Source organism: Chryseobacterium cupriresistens (genome assembly GCF_046614675.1).
GTDB classification, from domain to species: domain Bacteria; phylum Bacteroidota; class Bacteroidia; order Flavobacteriales; family Weeksellaceae; genus Chryseobacterium; species Chryseobacterium cupriresistens.
In genome coordinates this window covers 180,110-197,569 of record NZ_JBKKJT010000004.1, presented here as the reverse complement: position 1 = coordinate 197,569, position 17,460 = coordinate 180,110, and the positions used below count along the sequence as shown (strand labels likewise).

Below are 17,460 nucleotides of genomic sequence, written 5' to 3'. Positions count from 1 at the left end.
GTTTCGATCTGATTATTTAATTGTTAAAGTTCCTGTTGTCTGTAATAGTTTTCTGTATGCCAGTGCAGCATCTGCCTTAGCATTGATCACGCCAACATTGGCAGCAATCTGAGCTGCGTCTGCATCCAGCAATTCAGTCATGGTTGCCAAACCGTTGTCGTATTTATTTTTGGTAATTCTGTAATTTTCATTAGCCTGTTCCGCCGATTTTTCAAAAACAGCAATTCTCTTTTTCGAATAGTCTGTGTTCTGATATTCTCTGTTGACATCAAGCTTAATGTTATCATTCAGTAATTCATCAGTAGCGGCAAGCTGTTTTTCTCTCGCCTGCGATTGTCTCAATGAAGAATTTTCTTTCCAAAGATTGGACAGGTTATAAGAAACCCCGATTCCTACATTGATGGCATTGTATACGGTAAGAAACTTAGGGATATCAGCTGCTACATAACCTCCTGTAAATGCGATGGAAGGAAGATTTTCTGCTTTTGCTGCTTTCGAACCTAATTCTGCCGCTTTTCTCTGTTGTGCCAGAGCCTGTAAATCTTTACGGTTTTCTCTGGCTTCATTAACATAATAATCAACAGGTTTTACATCTGTTCCTTCTTCAATATAATTTTCATCTACTGCCAGTTCCGTTGTTTCGGGAAGACCAAGCAATAAATCCATATTGATGTTGGCAATATTGTAGTTATTCTTGGCTTCCAATAGCTGAAGTTCAATATTTGAGGTCTGAAGATTTGCCTTTAATCTGTCGTTTCTTGCAATCAAACCATTGTTTTCCATTTTAAGGAAGGTTTCATCTCTTTTTTGAGAAGCGGCAAGATTTTCTTCAAAAACCTTGATGGACTGGTTGGCTTTAAACAGGTTATTATAAGCCTGGGCAACGTTATAAGCAATGGCAATTTTATCATTCTCCGTGCTTAATTTAGAAGCTTCTACCAGATATTTTGCTGACTGAATTCCGTATTTGATTCTTCCACCGCTGTAAATGGGAACGCTAAGATTAGCAGAACCGTAAACTACCTGATGTATTTCAGGTCCGCCAGCTCCTCCTGCAAGACCAGAAAGTTTGATATCAACATTCGGTTTTATCGGAAGGTACATATAGCTACCAGACACCTTTAATTCCGGCAGTTGTCTGTTTTTAGCCTCCAAAAGATCAGCTGTAGCCTCTTCGATCTTGGCTGCATCGATCTTGAGATTCTTGCTGTTCTGGATTCCCAGCTGCACGGCCTCGTCAAGAGTAAGTGTTCTTTTCTCCTGAGCATTCGCATTTGCTATTCCTACGAATAGTGATAATGCAATCACTGAGTTATTTATTCTCTTCATAACCTAAAAGGTCTTTTAGTAAATATTTAATATGTTTATTAAGTTCTGTGTAGTATTTTTCATCAAAAGCTTCTTCATCTTCTGTTTCATTCAGGAACTCTTTATACATTTCTTTTGCATTGAATGCATAAAACAAGGTTCCGCTTACGGTAGAATGAAGGAGATAAATAGGTGGATTTTTTGTGAAAATTCCATTTTTAAGACCACTTTCCAATATTTGCGAATACATAGAAAGGAATCCCATTTTGGTTTGCTTCAAAAATTCTATAATCTGAGGATTCTTGGTATGCAGCTGCTCTCTCTGCATAATCCTGTAGAAACATTTTTGAGTCCGGATCTTGTGAGAAAACTGATCGATTACTCTTTCAATCTTCTGCCATTCGTTGATGTCTGTTCTTCCCAAAAGGTCTTTTGAGAAAAACTGACCTTCATTCATTCTGTATTCCACTAATTTCTCATAAAGTTTTTCCTTAGAGCCAAAATAATATGAGATCATAGAGATGTTTACATTCGCCGCCTTTGCAATTTCCCGGGTGGAAGTTCCTTCGAATCCCTGTTCTGCAAAGAGCTTCTCGGCAGCGAATAATATATTTTCTTCTTTTGAAATCATGTTAGTGTTCATTTTTCAGGGCGCAAATGTACACAAGTTTTTATTCAAATCAAACGATTGATTGATTTTTTAATATAGATTTAATTTATTGCAAAGAAAAGACGGTTTCTATAATATATGCTGAAAGCGCAGGAAAGGCACTTTTTGATTAAAAGAGTTTTATTTTGAATTAATATTCGGGAAAACCTGAACAATAATTTTAATATTTTCAGAATGCATTCAATTGAAGTAAACGTAAAAATATAAGGAAAATAGAGCTGAAATAATAATCTGTTCAGGACAAAAACAAAAACTCCGGGATTTACCGGAGTTTATTTATGTGCTTTTATGAATATATCTTGATAATTTTATTCCCAGGTCGGTCCAGACGATTTTGGGGTTTCCGTTTCTGGTCAGGTGGAGATCAGCAGTATTAATTTCTTCTAAAATACTCTCAATATTGGCTCCGCTGATAAATTTTGAAAAACCGGCCCAATTGAAACCGTTCGCATTGATTTTTTTATAAACCAGATTTTCAGATTGATAGTTCTGAAGCAATGCCAGTCTGAAAATCTCAGAACAGTAATTAAGAAAGTTTTTTTGCTTTTCTCTGTTCCACCCTGCAATTTCCCTTGCCCATAAAATAATACTTCTGAGATATTCCGGTTTCTTTTTTACCATAAATGCATCTCTTACCCATTGTACAAAAAGCTTTTCAAACTCATTGCTTTTGTCTCCTGAGTTCAGAAGCTTAATGGCGTCATTGAGGTCTCCCTGTGCCTCATGAACAATTTCTCTTACCTTATCTTCGGAAACAGAAAAGTTCTTTTTAAGGTAGTTTTCAATATCCTCATCATTAATTCTCGGGATCTCTACAATCTGTGTCCTGGAAAGAATGGTAGGAAGAATATCATTGGTACTTTCGGCAGTAAGCAGAATGACTGTTTTTGCGGGTGGTTCCTCTAAAAATTTTAAAAATTTATTGGAAGCTGCGATATTCATTTTATCTGCTCTCCAGACAATAAGAATTTTGGTTCCGCCTTCAAAACTTTTTAAAGAAAATTTCTGGTTCTGATCATCCACTTCATCCGCAGAAATAAATAACTGTTTATTTTCTGATTCTAAAAAAGCGGTCCAGTCGTCGTAGCTTGCATAAGGAGAAGCCAGGATCATTTCTCTGAATTCATCAAATTTATTTTTGCTTAATGAGTTTTTATTATCCGTAAAAACCGGAAAACTGAAATGCAGATCCAGGTGATTGAGGTGCTCAACCTTCGCAGCAGCATGTTCATTTTCCTGGCTGAAAATTTCCCGTGCATAGGCCAATACCATTGGCAGTGTTCCGTATCCCTCCTTTCCTACAAAAAGTTGGGCATGGCTCACTCTGTTTTCAGCAATGCTTTCTCTAAGAAGTTTTTTCAGATTCGTCTGTCCGGCGATGTTCTCCCAATTCATGTTTCAAAGATAAAAAATCTTATTTCATTTTATAAAATTAAGTCTGCTTAAAATAGATAAAAATATAGATCAGCCATTTTGAGTTTCTTTACATCTTTAAAAATGCAGGATGTAATAAAACCATTAAGAAGGATGGAAAAAATAAAGTATAGTTAAGATGAATCATTCTGATCTAAAGATTGAAGAGAAGGTTATCTTAATATTCGTAGGACCTTCATATAATCTTAATGGTTCAAAAGAAATATGTCATATTATAGGTAACATCAATAATAGGATTAGAATAAAATATAAAATTAAATTTTACACAATTTAATTTTAAGCAATACATTTGTAGAGTGAAATTATTTGTAAATTTATTACCATTTCACACCAATTCAAATATTAAATTATATACCAATGGATATTAACCTGGAACAAAAAATCAAAGGGATATTTCAACAGCAGAAATCCTTTTTCAAAACCAATCAGACAAAAGATATTGAATTCAGAAAAGCACAATTAAGAAAATTCCGGGATGTTTTTCTTCAGCATACCGATGCACTTTGTGAGGCTTTGGATACAGATTTGGGAAAAAGCAGAAAAGAAGCGGAATATGTGGAGATTCAAATAGTGATCAGCGAACTTGATTATTTGCTGGAAAATATTGACGAATGGGCAAAACCGACTTCTGTACCTTCCAAACCACATCCTTCAGGTGCGGAAGTGGAAAGTAAAGTAACGTATCAGCCTTATGGGGTTACCTATATTATTGGTCCTTTCAACTATCCTGTTCAGTTAACATTCAGTCCGTTAATCGGAGCTTTGATCTCCGGAAATACAGCCATTATAAAACCTTCTGAAAATACACCACATGTCGCGCAGGTGCTTGAAGATATTGTGAAAGCATCTTTTGATGAATCTTATGTAGCCGTTATTCAGGGGGCTATTGAGGAAAATACTCTTTTACTCAGCTTACCTTTCGATTATATTTTCTTTACCGGAAGCCCGAATGTCGGGAAAATTGTGATGAAAGCCGCTGCCGAACAATTAATTCCGGTTACGCTGGAACTTGGAGGAAAATCTCCCACCATTGTTCATAAAGATGCCGATCTGGATAAAGCTGTGGCAAGAATATCCTACGGAAAATGGATAAATTGCGGACAAACCTGTGTCGCTCCCGACTATATTTATATCCATGAGTCTGTAAAAGATGTTTTTATAGAAAAATTTAAAGCTCATTTAAATACAAGTTATGAAGGGAATTCTTTGGGGAAAATCGGGAAAATTGTAAGCCAGAACCAAATTAAACATCTGGCAGGTTACCTGGAAGCTGCTCCGGAAAAAGTAATCTACGGAGGACATTATGATCTTGAAACCCGTCATTTTGAAGCTACTTTAATGGATAATGTGAACTGGGATGATCAGGTGATGCAGCAGGAGATCTTCGGCCCTATCCTTCCTGTTATGACCTATAATAATATTGAAGAAGCTCTGGAGGAAATCAACAGCCGTCCAAAACCTCTCGCATTATATGTTTTCACGGAAGATCAGAAATTTGCAGATTATGTTTTAAACCATACCACAAGCGGTGATGCTGAAATCAATAGCTCCATTATCCATGTAGGTTCTCATTATTTACCTTTTGGAGGCGTAGGAACTTCGGGAATGGGAAAATACCATGGAAAATTTAGTTTTGAGTGTTTCAGCCACAGCCGTTCCGTACTTCAGGTAAAATAATAGTATAAAAGCTTACTCATATAAACCGGGACTGTTCATCATAGGACAGTCTTTTTTTGTAAAACAGAATTGCTATTTTTATGGCTGAAAATTTGCATTTTTCTTTTAAAGGAAAGCCCTTAACAAACTTTAACCACATATAATTTTTACAATTCATTAATATTTAAGATATTTGCGCATTGTTTTAAAAATCAAGAATGAAAAAAATCTTTGTAGTATCATTCATATCAGTTGGATATTTTCTGAATGCACAGAGTCTAAGCAACTCCCCTTATGCAACTTATGGAATTGGAGATGTGAAATATGATAATACGATCGAAACTGCTTCTATGGGAGGTATATCTACTGCTTTTATAAGTGATTTTACCAGTAGTTTCAATTTTGCCAACCCGGCAAACAACGCCAATTTTGAACTTACGAGTATCAGACTGGAAGCTACCAACGAAAACAATTATTTCAAATCGAACTATAACGATATGAAATCTACAAAGCATTCTACGTATCTTTCCAATATTTCGATTGCATTTCCATTATCTTCAAAAGTGAAAATGGGGATCTCTTATCAGCCTTACAGTTCTAAAAGCTACGACATCGTAACGGAACAGTTTACAGAAGATAAAACTCCTCTTTACAAAAACAGCTTTAAAGGAAGCGGAACTTTAAATACGGCTCAGCTTGCTGTTTCTTATAAAATCAATCAGGAATTATCCGTAGGAGCAAAAGCCAATCTTTATTTCGGAGACCTTAACGACCTTAATGAATTCCGTGCTTACAACAGTAACCTTGGGACTTATGTAGGTGAATATGTTAATGGTTATGAGACTAAAAACAGAGTCAGAAACTTTAATTTTACACTGGGGACAAGCTACCAGACTTTAAATACACGTACTGATAAGAAGTTCACATTGGGAGCTACTGCTACTTTTGGGAATACCAGTAATATGACGACACAGTACGTCAACAGTACCTACAGATATTCTGATGCTCAGGAAACCACCAAGCTTAGCGGATCGGAAACCATTATCGAGCAAAAAGAAACAAAATCCAAAAACCTTCTTCCGTTACAGGCTTCATTAGGGGTTGGATATGGTAGTGAAAACCATTGGTTTGTATCGGGTCAGCTGGACTATAAAAAAGGAGAAGACATCTCTTATTTCGGTAAAACTTTTGATTTCCAGGACACTTACAGAATTTCTGCAGGTGGATGGTACCTTCCTAACTATAATAACTTCAGAAACTACTTCTCAAGGGTGATCTACCGATATGGAGCGTTCTATGAGAGAGGAAACCTTAAGCTGGAAGGAAACAGCATTAATAAGTTCGGTATTTCAGCCGGGGTAATGTTACCATTCAAGAACAGCAGTATCACAAGAATGAGTGGTCTTGAAATCGGATTGGAAGTGGGTAAGAGAGGAACTCTTAAAAACAACCTGATCAACCAGAACTTCGTCAACCTGAGAATCGGCTTTAACTTCGCTGATAAATGGTTCAGAAAGACTCTTTATAACTAAGATGAATTTTTCAGAAAAAATATCATATAAAAATATAGCATGCCTTTTTAGTTGTGCTATATTTTTTATATTGACATCCTGTGAGGAGGATCTTACCAAAAGAAATGGCAACCAAAGCAAAAATTTCCCTTCACAGATCATCAACAACGCCAATATTATACAGCGAGACTCCGGCTTTGTGACTTTAAAAGCCAAAGCACCCATCATTGAAAAATACGAACTGATCGACAGCCCCTATGTGGTAGCCAGAAAAGGAATTGACATTGAGTTTTTTGATAAAAAGAAACCTAAGGTTCCGGGAAGAATTACCGCTAAATATGCCCGTATTTTCGAATATAAAAAGTTCTATGAAGCCAAAGGTGATGTAAGGATAAAAACCAATGAAGGACAGAGATTTGCCATGCAGAGTATTTATTGGGATCAGAAAAGAAACAGAATCTACACCAAAGATACAGTTTATGTTACCATGGAAGATGGCTCTACCTTGGTAGGTGCCAATGGAATGACAGCCAAAGATGACTTTTCCGAATATACATTCTATAACAATTCCGGAGATTTCAGTTCAAAAAGAATTTCTGAAAATAAAAAATAAATCCAAAAAGAATGAAAGCTGTGGCTATTGGACTGATGTCCGGGACAAGTCTGGATGGTCTGGATATCTGTCTTGCTGAATTTGAAAAGCAGGACACATGGACTTTTAAAATCCTGAAAGCCGAAACACTCTCCTATTCTGAGGATTGGGAAACCCAACTTAGAAACTCCATTCATCTTTCGTCCGAAGATTTGCTGGAACTGCATTCAGCGTATGGTTTTTATCTCGGGCAGCAGGTTAAAGCATTTATTCATCAGCATCAGCTTGAAAATATCGACTTGATTGCCTCTCATGGGCATACCGTTTTTCATCAGCCTAAAAGAAAATTCACCCTGCAGATCGGTGACGGCAGAGCCATAAAGCTGGAAACCGGATTACCTGTTATCTATGATTTCCGAAGCCAGGATGTGTTGATGGAAGGAAACGGAGCTCCTCTGGTTCCTATAGGTGATGCATTACTTTTCTCCGGATACAGCGCCTGTCTGAATTTAGGTGGATTTTCCAATATTTCTTTACAATGGGATGGGAAAAGGATCGCTTTTGATATTGCTCCCGTGAATATTGTTTTGAACCATCTGGCCCAGCAGCTGCATAAAAATTTTGATGAAAACGGAGCGCTAGCCGCACAAGGAGAGGTAGATGAGACTTTACTGAACCAGCTTAACAGCCTGGATTTCTACCAGATTTCGCATCCAAAATCTTTGGGAATAGAATGGTGCCATCAACATATATTTCCCCTTCTTGAAAATACTGAAGCCTTAGATGCTCTGGCCACTTTTACAGAACATGCTGCCCAGCAGATTGCCAACGTCATCAATGAATATAGTATAAAAGACATCCTTATCACCGGAGGAGGCGCTTACAACACTTTTTTAATCGAAAAAATAAGAGCAAAAACAAAGGCCGAAGTGATCATCCCTGAAAAAGAGATCATCGATTATAAAGAAGCCCTGATTTTTGCCTTTATGGGCGTTTTAAAGATGAATAACGAGATCAATGTATTGTCTTCTGCCACGGGAAGTACAGCGGATCATTGTTCGGGAGTTATTGCTTAGATATTTTCATACTTTTATTTCACCGATCAGCTCAGCCAGAGAAATGTCAAGTGCACAGGCTATAACTGAAATAGTGAAAATACTGGAAGTAACCTTTCCTTTTTCTATTTTATAGAGATACTGTCTATCCTTCCCTATCATCATAGCAAGTTCCGTTTGTGAAAGTTTTTTCTTTTCACGAAATATTCTTATACGATTACCTATTTCGACAGGTATTCTTTGCTTTAGTTCTAAGATTTTATGTTCTTCAATATATTTCACTTATACAAAGTGAAATATAAAATACTACATTTTTGTAATCTTATATTACTACATTTTTTATATTTGTAAAGCTTATCAATAAATGTTTGAAAAGATAAAAACACGACATCTTTTGTCGCTATGCATATATAGCTTTGTCTGTATAGATAAATTGAAAACAATATATTAAGAAAAATTAATGAAAATATGGGGTTTTTACGGAGTATATATTCCCCTATTAATAATAATTTTAACAAGTTAATAACACAAGCCTATGAAAAAAAATTACTTAAGTGCATTCACTTTATGCACATTCCTGAGCCTATCTGCCCAGGAAACTCTCTGGCAAAAGGATTTCAGGTCCGGTACGCAGGATTTTTTAAGCCAGATTACAACAACTATTGATCAACAATATCTGATTACAGGAAGTTCTATACAGTCAGGAAGCGGGAAGCTGGAGGCTGGAAGTAAGCAGAACAGCGGCTACGACTTCAGATTAGTAAAACTCAATCAGCAGGGAGAGCTGGTCTTTGAAAAATATTTTTCAGGACAAAACCATGATTACCTGTCTGCTACTGTTACCACACAGGATGGAGGATTTCTTCTGGCCGGAACATCTTATTCAGGAAAAGGATTGGATAAAAAAGAAGAATCAAAAGGAGGTTCGGATATCTGGCTGATCAGAATCAATGAATTTGGAGATGAACTATGGCAGAAAACGTTAGGAAGTTTTTCTGATGAAGAAGCAAGAGCTGTCATTCAAACTACAGATTTAGGATTCTTTGTTGCCGGTAATGTTCAAAACTCATCCAAAGGCTATGGTTCTAAAGATGTTTTGATCATAAAACTGGATAAAGACGGAAAAGAACTTTCACAATTGATCTTAGGTGGAAAAGGTTTAGACGAAGTAGAAAAGATGATTCCAACTAGAGATGGAGGAGCATTACTGGGAATGTATTCAAGGAGTTCTGAAGTAAAGGCGGGAAGCGGGAAGCTGGAGGCTGGAAGTGGTGTGAAGATCGACGCTTATTCCAAAGCCAGCGGCAATTATGGTGAAGGCGACTACTGGATTGTCAAGTTGGACAAAAATGGAAAAATTGAATGGGAAAAGAACTTTGGAGGTAAAGGTGATGATCATATCAGAACATTAGCTTTAACCTCTGATGGATATGTCATTGGTGGCGAATCCAGATCCGAGCGTTCGGGAAACAAGAATGTCGGAATAAAAGAAGGTACAGACATTTGGCTTGTCTTTTTAAAGGAAAATGGCGATGAGCAATTCCAAAAGTCTTACAATTTTGGAAACCGTGATGTCCTGATGGGAATGAGTGTTCTTCATTCGGCGGATGATAAAGGAACTAAAGGGATGCTTTTAGGTGGGTACACCCAAGCTGAGGGAAGAATTGAGAAGGATGATGAGTCGTTTTGGCTATTATATCTTGACCAATTAGGGACTGAGCAGTGGAGAAAATATGTACCGGGAGAGTCGAGAAAAAAAGAAGAGAGGCTTGCCGATTTAAAGCTGAATAAAGATGGATCGATTATAGTTGCCGGAACCAGTGCTGAAGAACTCGGCAAAGAAAACTGGAAAATTGTAAAGCTGGGAGATAAGCAGGTTGATCAGTTAATTGAAAAATATGATATCAAGATCTATCCGAACCCAGTTTCAGACTATGCTTATGTGGAAATTGGTTTTGATTTCAAGGATGCTGATATTCTATTATATGATATGAGCGGAAGACAGCTTCAAAGTTTAAAAACTAAGAACAAAGTAACTAAGATCAATACCCAGGCTTTGGTTCAGGGAGCTTATCTGATCACTATAAAAACTCATACCAATAAAACGGCGAATGCCAAATTAATCAAGAAATAACACAAATTATGAGAAAAATAATCATTTGTGCTGGATTATTATTAGCTAATACTACTTTTGCACAAGGAACTACACCACCTAATGAAGTAGGTAAAAACGTACCAGCCATTTTCCCACCGACACCGGAATCCTTTAAATTTGGAACCTTTGGGAATATCCCGACAGGATTATTTACCGGGAGTACCAATATTGACGTTCCTCTTACTTCACTTTCATCAGGAAGTAATACGCTGCCTGTTTCGTTAAATTATTCATCCAACGGAATTAAAGTTGATGATACCAATGGCTCTGTAGGGCTGGGCTGGAGATTCATAAGCGCTGGAGTCATTACGAGAGTCATAAGAGACCTGCCAGATGAGCTAAACACACAGGGAAATGTTGAAACACCCAATATTGATGTATTAGGTCTGAATGATCCTGTTGTAGTAAATTATCTGACTTTATGTAAAAATGATGATTTTGATTCAGAACCTGATTTATATATGGCAAATTTTTCAGGAAAGAATTTAAAATTCATCATTAAAAAGAATGGTGAAATCGTACAGCTAGAAAAGTCAGGATGTAAAATAGACAGGGCCAATGGTGGATTTGTAATAAAAACCGAGGAGGGAACAGAGTACACTTTTAATAGTATTGAAAAGGTCCGGAACTTTATGACCGATACAGGAGAACATCCTGGTGGTGCATTAACAAATGTAAGTTCATGGTACTTGTCTAAAGTAAAAAGTATTGAGAATAAAGAAATCAATATTGATTATTACGATGTCAATTTTACTACTGTAACCGGAAAATCACAGTCGATGATTTTCACCAAAGGAAATGGTTCTCCAAAATATGGCTCTCCAACAACAAATCCAAACCAGGTATCATGTCCCGTATTTTGTAATGAAGTTCTATATTCCCTTCCTCCAAGCATGGGGCTGGTTTCGGAATCTAACCAGTCTGTTTGGGGAAAACAAATCAAAAAAATATACGATCAGGACGGTAATTATATTTTTTTTGAATATCAACAGCGAAACGAGGATTATTATTTATTGAAGACCATTAAAAAATATGCCTCATTACAGCTGATAGAAAGTTTTGATTTAAATTATGATATTACAGCAAATGACCGGGTATTTTTAAAAAGCGTCAATGAAATCAAATCTGGCAGGAAATATTTTTTCGAGTATAATAATAGTAATAGTTTTCCTGACAAACACAATTTTGGAAGGGATATGTGGGGATATTATAACGGGACTATGAACACCAGTCTGATTCCTCAGATTTATAAAGATAATGATCCGTTTAAGGTTAATTATAGCGGAGCAGACCAGCGTGTAAATGCATCACTCGGACAGGTAGGACTATTAAAAAAAATAATATATCCTACAGGAGGATCCACAAGTATCACCTATGAGAACCATAAAATGAGAGAACTTGTCACTATTCCTGCCCAACAGGGATCAACAGGAACAGAAACCTTTAATGACAGAAATACTTATTCAAGTTCGGCCCAAATTACAATAACCCCTGCAGTAGACGGAGTGATTCAAATAAGTGGCGGTAATGCTCTCTATGGTGAAGGTAATTGCTTTAATTCTCCTATATTAAGCAGCCAAAAACAGGCGGCTGACATCACAGTGTATGATTCGAACGGGATTGTGCTTAGAAGTGAGAGTTATTCTACGGACTCCGGAGGTGTATTTACAATAGACGGACAAAAGAATAAACCTATAACCCTCAAAGCAACAGCAAGATTTGCATGTTCTTTCGCATCTGTACATGCTACTTATTATATTTCAGAGCCTACACAAGGCTATCAGGATCAGTTATTGGGAGGCTATCGTATTGCATCAACGACAGATGAGTCTGAGGGAAGTACTCCGGTAACTAAAACCTATGATTATGTAAATGCTGATGGATCATACTCAACTATTCAGGCTTATCAGCCGTATTTTCTGGAAGACAGAAGCAGTATTTCAGTTTGTACGGGGAGTAACTGCTTACCTCCGTTATCCTATAGCTACAGTATTTTAACTTCTACAAATGTGAACCAGTATAATTCGTTTAATCCTAATATCTTTTATAGCAGAGTGGTTGAAAACTTAGGAGCAAGGGGAAAAATTGTTCATGAATTCGATACAGGTATAGACGTGTATGGGAGTATCAGCGGTGATGTGATTTCTGGAACAGCCCATTCAAACACTGCATGGAAAAGCGGAAAAGAACTTTCTCTTACTTATTTGGACGGAAATGGAAATCTGATTAAAAAGGTCGAAAATAAATATGCAGAAGATAATATAGGGATAAATACAACATTTTCATTAGCTACCAGAAAGAGATTTGAGCTTATAGGAGGCGGTTCAGGCGGTATAGGGCAGTTTGATAATCTGGATTTTGTATTGTATAAAAATATATCCCGTTTTTCATATTTGCAAAACCAGAAAACAATCGACTACCTGAATGGAAATGCAGTGAAAACTGAAGTAAACTATTTCTATTCCAATCCAAACCATTACCAGTTAACATCGTCTAAAACCGAGCATCCTGATCATTCTATTTCTGAAACCATCTACAGCTATGCCCATGAGAAAAACAACCAGCTGATGATTGATAAAAACATGATTGGAATTCCACTGGAAACCAAAACACAGCAAACAGCGGATAATATCACCAAAGTAACTTCCCGTGAGGAAACGGTCTACCCCACTGCCCTGCCTCATGCGGTTACCGGAAACTTAGTGCTTCCCTTATCTGTAAACTCTTATGATAATTTGAGCCCTGCTGTTTCCTCAAAAGAAGTTACCTATGAAAAATATGATGACAAGGGAAATATTCTTCAATACAGGGAGAAAGACGGTACACCTGTAAGTATTGTGTGGGGATATAACAAGACCAAGCCGATTGCCAAGGTTGTGGGAGCATTATACAGCCAGATCGAAGGCCAGATCGGTACTATCGTAGCGAAATCCAATGAAGATGCCGCTGATCCCACCAAAGAAGCTGAACTCTTGCTGGCCCTTGATGCCTTTCAGCCAGCAGGAATGGTAACCAAATATACCTATGATCCTCTGGTGGGAGTCACTACCATTACTCCACCTTCTGGAGTCAGGGAACTTTATGTCTATGATACTGCCAACCGTCTGAAACAGGTTCAGGTAAGGGAAAGAGACAACACAGGAACCTACAGTTATAAAGTAGTAAAAGAATTCAAGTATAACTATAAGCCGTAAACACCAATGAAAAAAATACAACTCTTAGGTCTGCTGTTTACAGCGATGCTGACCTATGCACAAAGCACAACCGAAAACTATATACAGTCCAAAACCTGTCTGAGCGGGGATTGTAGCAAGAAGGCAGAAACAATAACCTATTTTGATGGGTTAGGAAGACCCAAACAGATCATTAGCGTAAAAGCAACTACTACAGGAAAGGATCTGGTGACGCCCATTACCTATGATGGATTTGGAAGACAGGCTAAAGATATTCTTCCCGTTCCGGCCAGTTCGCTCAATTCGGCGATTCATAGCGGGATTGTGAATGAGAGTACGGCTAATTCCTATTACAACACAGCCAATGCCTACACGGAAAAGCAGATAGAAAATTCTCCATTGGACAGGGTGCTGCAAGTGGCCCAGCCGGGTGATCCCTGGAAGATGAGCAGCGGACACACCCAGAAATTTAAATATGAAACAAACCTGGGGAGTGAGGTAAAGAAATTTGTCACCAATACAGTAACTACAACGGTTGGAACAGACAAAAAAACAACTTCTTCTGTATCTGTAGTACCAGGCAGTGAGTTTTATACCGCAGGAACCTTATACAAAAATACCGTTACTGATGAAGATGGAACTCCTGTTATCCAGTTCCAGAACGGACGTGGTGAAACGGTGCTGGTACGCCGGACAGATGGAACACAAAATATTGATACCTATTATGTGTACAATGAATACGGGCAAAAGGCATTTGTAATTCCCCCTCTGGCGGTAAAGAAAATTGAACAAAACAGCAATGTGGTTACCACGGATATTGTAAACAGTCTTTGTTATCAGTACCGATATGATGGATTGGACAGACAGGTGGAAAAAAGACTGCCCGGAAGAGACGATTGGGAATCGGTAGTGTATGATGCTGCCGACCGCCCGGTCCTTACCCAGGATGTGAACCTGAAAAATAAAGGACAGTGGCTGCTGACCAAATATGATGCTTTAGGCCGTATTGCTTATACGGGACTTGTTTCGGGTGGGGACAGAGCTTCAATGCAATCCCAGCTTGCCACACAGGTGGTAAGTGAAACTCCTTCTGATACAGGATTCAGTAAAAATGGCATTATGGTATATTATACCAACAATTTCCTGTCAGCTTTTACTACGGTGCTTACAGTTAATTACTACGACTCTTACCCAAGAGATACCAAAGAGTTTCCCCCTGCAAAAATCCTTGAACAGTATGTTGTAAATGAAGATAAGACACTCAACGGAGGCGTTTCTACAAAAGGTCTGCCCACAGCATCCTATGTAAAAAACATTGAGGACGATAACTGGACGAAAACCTATTTCTATTACAACACCAAAGGGGAAAAAGTAAGTGAAAAAAGCTGGAATCATTTAGGGGGTTATACTAAAAAGGAATTCAAGCTTGATTTTTCTGGCGCGGTAGATGAAAGCTATACCTACCACAAAAAAGGAAGTGCAGATGCAGAAGTGGTGATCAAAGAAAGGTTTGTATATGATGACCAGAAAAGACTGCTGAAGCATTATCACAAGGTGAACAGCCAGACAGAAGAACTGCTGGCAGAAAATACCTACAATGATCTGGGACAACTTACCAATAAAAAGACAGGCAATACCACGGGTACACCGTTACAATCTATAGACCAGACCTACAATATCCGTGGATGGCTTACCAAAGTGAATGACCCTGCCAACCTTAACGGGAAGCTTTTTGCCTATGAGATGAAATACCATAATCCTGTGTATTCCACTGTTTCTATAGGGAAATATAATGGGAATATTGCGGAGATAGACTGGTCAAGTGCGGATAATGGTACCTTCAGAAGGTATAATTACCAGTACGATGGATTAGACAGATTAAAAAATGGCATTTATTCTGAGCCTAATGCCGCGGTTCCGATGAATAATTATTATAATGAAGCCCTTACCTATGATGTCAACGGGAATATCCAAAGTCTGAAAAGAAACAGATTATTGCAAAATTTTGGAGCAGAGCAGATTGATGACCTCACTTATACCTACGATGGAAATAAGGTTAATACGGTAAGCGATGCTACAAGTAACTATGCCGGCTATCCGGCTTCTGAATCAATTGCTATTCCCTATGATGCTAATGGTAATATGATTAGCCATGAAGATAGAGGGATATTACAGATTGACTATAATTATCTCAACCTTCCCAACTACATAAAATTTAGCAGATTATATAATACTCATGACTTTTCGAGCATTTTTAATGTCAATACAAAGTATCTGTATAATGCTGCCGGAGCCAAACTGAGAAAAGTCTACACGTATGGAACAGGTAGATCACAGCTGGAAACCACCAGCAAAACAGATTATCTGGATGGTTTTCAGTATACCAATGATGTATTAAGTTTCGTTCCTACCTCAGAAGGATATTATGATTTCGTCCAAAATAAGTATATTTACAATTATACCGATCAGGTCGGAAACATCAGACTGGCGTATTACAAAGATGCTACCGGAAGCCTGAAAATAGATAGAACCAACCATTACTATCCCTTTGGATTGGAGTTTGGCGGAGATCTAAATATTAATGGTACAGTATCTCCAGCCTATAGATACTCTTCTCAGGGACAGGAAAACCAGATTGATACCAAATGGAGTTCTTACCGATGGAGGAACTATGATGCCGGGATGGCGAGGTTCTTTAATGTTGACCCCTTAAGTGAAAAATATGCTTATCAGTCGCATTATAATTTCTCTGAAAACAGGGTTGTTGATAATGTTGAGCTTGAGGGTTTAGAAGGTGAAGATTTCCGTTTCAGGATGGCAATGAAGCAAAAAGGTGGTATCCAGTCGAGAGCAGAGAGGGAAGATCAGGAAGCCAATAGTGCAGCCTTTATGGTCGTTATTAAAACAGTGACACCTGTTGAGGAACTTTACACAATTGCTACTGGTCGTGATCTTGATGGTTACCCTGCTAATAGAACAGATGCTGCAAAATTATTAGCTTTAAATCTAGTTCCGCAAGCAAAAGTAGAGGTAAAGGCAGCCTCAATGGTATTAAAGGCGGAAGCGAAGGCAGAAGCGAAAGCAGCAGCAAAGGCAGAAGCAAAAGTAGCAAAAAAGCCATATAGTAAGAGTCGTCCAGGTTATGGAAAAGATCAAGTGGAGCAAGTTTGGGAAAGTGGCAAACAAAAAGATAACAAAGTTTATGATCCGAATACTGGTGAAGAGTTAACATGGGATAAATCAATAAAACCCAGATCATGGGATATGGGACATAAGCCTGGACATGAATATAGAAAATTACATAAAGATTATATGGATGGTAAAATTTCAAAAGAAAAGTTCTTAGAGGAATATAGGAATCCGAAAAATTATCAACCCGAATCAAAATCAGCAAATAGAAGTCATAAGTATGAAAAAAAATAAAATAGATACCGTTTTTCAATTTGTAAGACTTAACGAATTGGATAGTGTTAAAAGTGAAGTTAACTCTTTTAATGTTAATGATTTTATTAATGATTTTGACGAAAATCTTCTACATGAAGCAATTGCATCTGAAGCAATTGATATTGTAAAATTTTTATTAAGCTGTCAAATAGATATTAATCACTGTGATAAAGAAGGAAAAACTCCATTACATTTCAGTACTGCTCATAATGATTTTGAATCAACTGAATTACTATTAGGCAATGAGCTTATCGAAATCAATAAGAATGATAAATATGGTAATAATCCTCTTTGGGTTGCAGTATTTAATGCAAGAGGTTATTATGATATTGTGAAGTTATTAAAAGATTTTGGTGCAGATCCAAATTCAAAAAATAACAATAATAAATCTCCTTTAGACTTTGCAAAGCAAATTGGAGATGATGAAATGATTGAAATTCTTACTTCTTAACGACAGTTTTA

General features: G+C 37.5%; 12 protein-coding genes. 8 read left to right on the top strand and 4 right to left on the bottom strand.

All coding sequences use genetic code 11. The features are described 5' to 3' along the window. Positions 1-12: 12 nt before the first annotated feature. The 3 genes from ACLI50_RS13175 to ACLI50_RS13165 form a co-directional block, all read right to left on the bottom strand. Entirely contained in the window at positions 13-1,329 is a 1,317-nt protein-coding gene (locus tag ACLI50_RS13175; RefSeq protein WP_395974520.1) for a TolC family protein, read from the bottom strand. Then, positions 1,313-1,951, bottom strand: a complete 639-nt coding sequence (locus tag ACLI50_RS13170) for a TetR/AcrR family transcriptional regulator (protein ID WP_202838980.1) — start codon at positions 1,949-1,951, stop codon at positions 1,313-1,315. The genes ACLI50_RS13175 and ACLI50_RS13170 overlap by 17 nt, the downstream gene beginning before the upstream one ends. A 303-nt stretch (positions 1,952-2,254) precedes the next feature. After that, on the bottom strand, positions 2,255-3,373 hold the full coding sequence (locus tag ACLI50_RS13165) for a DNA polymerase III subunit (protein ID WP_110011445.1): 1,119 nt from the start codon (positions 3,371-3,373) through the stop codon (positions 2,255-2,257). A 396-nt stretch (positions 3,374-3,769) separates the two neighbouring features. Between ACLI50_RS13165 and mdlD the strand changes: the two genes are divergently transcribed. The 4 genes from mdlD to ACLI50_RS13145 all read left to right on the top strand — a co-directional run bounded on the left by mdlD (position 3,770) and on the right by ACLI50_RS13145 (position 8,247). Further along, complete coding sequence (gene mdlD, locus ACLI50_RS13160) at positions 3,770-5,089, top strand: NAD(P)-dependent benzaldehyde dehydrogenase MdlD (RefSeq protein WP_411413959.1); 1,320 nt, start codon at positions 3,770-3,772, stop codon at positions 5,087-5,089. A gap of 197 nt (positions 5,090-5,286) precedes the next feature. Then, complete coding sequence (bamG, locus tag ACLI50_RS13155) at positions 5,287-6,600, top strand: BamG family beta-barrel-assembly machinery protein (protein ID WP_137905272.1); 1,314 nt, start codon at positions 5,287-5,289, stop codon at positions 6,598-6,600. A gap of 1 nt (position 6,601) precedes the next feature. After that, positions 6,602-7,192 carry an LPS export ABC transporter periplasmic protein LptC gene (gene lptC / locus ACLI50_RS13150; protein WP_110011447.1) on the top strand — a complete coding sequence of 197 codons (591 nt, stop codon included), beginning with the start codon at positions 6,602-6,604 and terminating at the stop codon, positions 7,190-7,192. Between the two features lie 11 nt (positions 7,193-7,203). Further along, the gene (locus ACLI50_RS13145; RefSeq protein WP_411413958.1) at positions 7,204-8,247 is read left to right on the top strand and encodes an anhydro-N-acetylmuramic acid kinase; all 1,044 of its coding nucleotides are present in this window, start codon (positions 7,204-7,206) and stop codon (positions 8,245-8,247) included. Between the two features lie 6 nt (positions 8,248-8,253). Here ACLI50_RS13145 and ACLI50_RS13140 read toward each other — a convergent pair whose 3' ends face one another. Further along, positions 8,254-8,508, bottom strand: coding sequence for a helix-turn-helix domain-containing protein (locus tag ACLI50_RS13140; protein WP_110011449.1), 255 nt, complete (start codon positions 8,506-8,508; stop codon positions 8,254-8,256). Between the two features lie 253 nt (positions 8,509-8,761). On the opposite strand from ACLI50_RS13140, the gene ACLI50_RS13135 reads away from it, so the two are divergent. The 4 genes from ACLI50_RS13135 to ACLI50_RS13120 are packed head-to-tail and all read left to right on the top strand — an operon-like array spanning position 8,762 to position 17,449. Further along, positions 8,762-10,360, top strand: a complete 1,599-nt coding sequence (locus ACLI50_RS13135; protein WP_411413957.1) for a T9SS type A sorting domain-containing protein — start codon at positions 8,762-8,764, stop codon at positions 10,358-10,360. 8 nt (positions 10,361-10,368) lie between these two features. Beyond that, positions 10,369-13,575 carry an RHS repeat domain-containing protein gene (locus ACLI50_RS13130; RefSeq protein WP_411413956.1) on the top strand — a complete coding sequence of 1,069 codons (3,207 nt, stop codon included), beginning with the start codon at positions 10,369-10,371 and terminating at the stop codon, positions 13,573-13,575. A gap of 6 nt (positions 13,576-13,581) precedes the next feature. Beyond that, the gene (locus ACLI50_RS13125) at positions 13,582-16,977 is read left to right on the top strand and encodes a DUF6443 domain-containing protein (protein WP_411413955.1); all 3,396 of its coding nucleotides are present in this window, start codon (positions 13,582-13,584) and stop codon (positions 16,975-16,977) included. Next, positions 16,964-17,449, top strand: coding sequence for an ankyrin repeat domain-containing protein (locus tag ACLI50_RS13120; protein ID WP_411413954.1), 486 nt, complete (start codon positions 16,964-16,966; stop codon positions 17,447-17,449). Before ACLI50_RS13125 ends, ACLI50_RS13120 begins: the two co-directional genes overlap by 14 nt. The last annotated feature ends 11 nt before the right edge of the window (positions 17,450-17,460 follow it).

Bases quoted from the DNA above. Each gene is read 5' to 3' on its own strand.
- ACLI50_RS13165 (WP_110011445.1), bottom strand. From the start codon at position 3,373: ATGAATTGGGAGAACATCGCCGGACAGACGAATCTGAAAAAACTTCTT.
- ACLI50_RS13130 (WP_411413956.1), top strand. From the start codon at position 10,369: ATGAGAAAAATAATCATTTGTGCTGGATTATTATTAGCTAATACTACT.
- ACLI50_RS13135 (WP_411413957.1), top strand. From the start codon at position 8,762: ATGAAAAAAAATTACTTAAGTGCATTCACTTTATGCACATTCCTGAGC.
- ACLI50_RS13120 (WP_411413954.1), top strand. From the start codon at position 16,964: ATGAAAAAAAATAAAATAGATACCGTTTTTCAATTTGTAAGACTTAAC.
- ACLI50_RS13125 (WP_411413955.1), top strand. From the start codon at position 13,582: ATGAAAAAAATACAACTCTTAGGTCTGCTGTTTACAGCGATGCTGACC.
- ACLI50_RS13170 (WP_202838980.1), bottom strand. From the start codon at position 1,951: ATGAACACTAACATGATTTCAAAAGAAGAAAATATATTATTCGCTGCC.
- mdlD (WP_411413959.1), top strand. From the start codon at position 3,770: ATGGATATTAACCTGGAACAAAAAATCAAAGGGATATTTCAACAGCAG.
- lptC (WP_110011447.1), top strand. From the start codon at position 6,602: ATGAATTTTTCAGAAAAAATATCATATAAAAATATAGCATGCCTTTTT.
- ACLI50_RS13145 (WP_411413958.1), top strand. From the start codon at position 7,204: ATGAAAGCTGTGGCTATTGGACTGATGTCCGGGACAAGTCTGGATGGT.
- bamG (WP_137905272.1), top strand. From the start codon at position 5,287: ATGAAAAAAATCTTTGTAGTATCATTCATATCAGTTGGATATTTTCTG.
- ACLI50_RS13175 (WP_395974520.1), bottom strand. From the start codon at position 1,329: ATGAAGAGAATAAATAACTCAGTGATTGCATTATCACTATTCGTAGGA.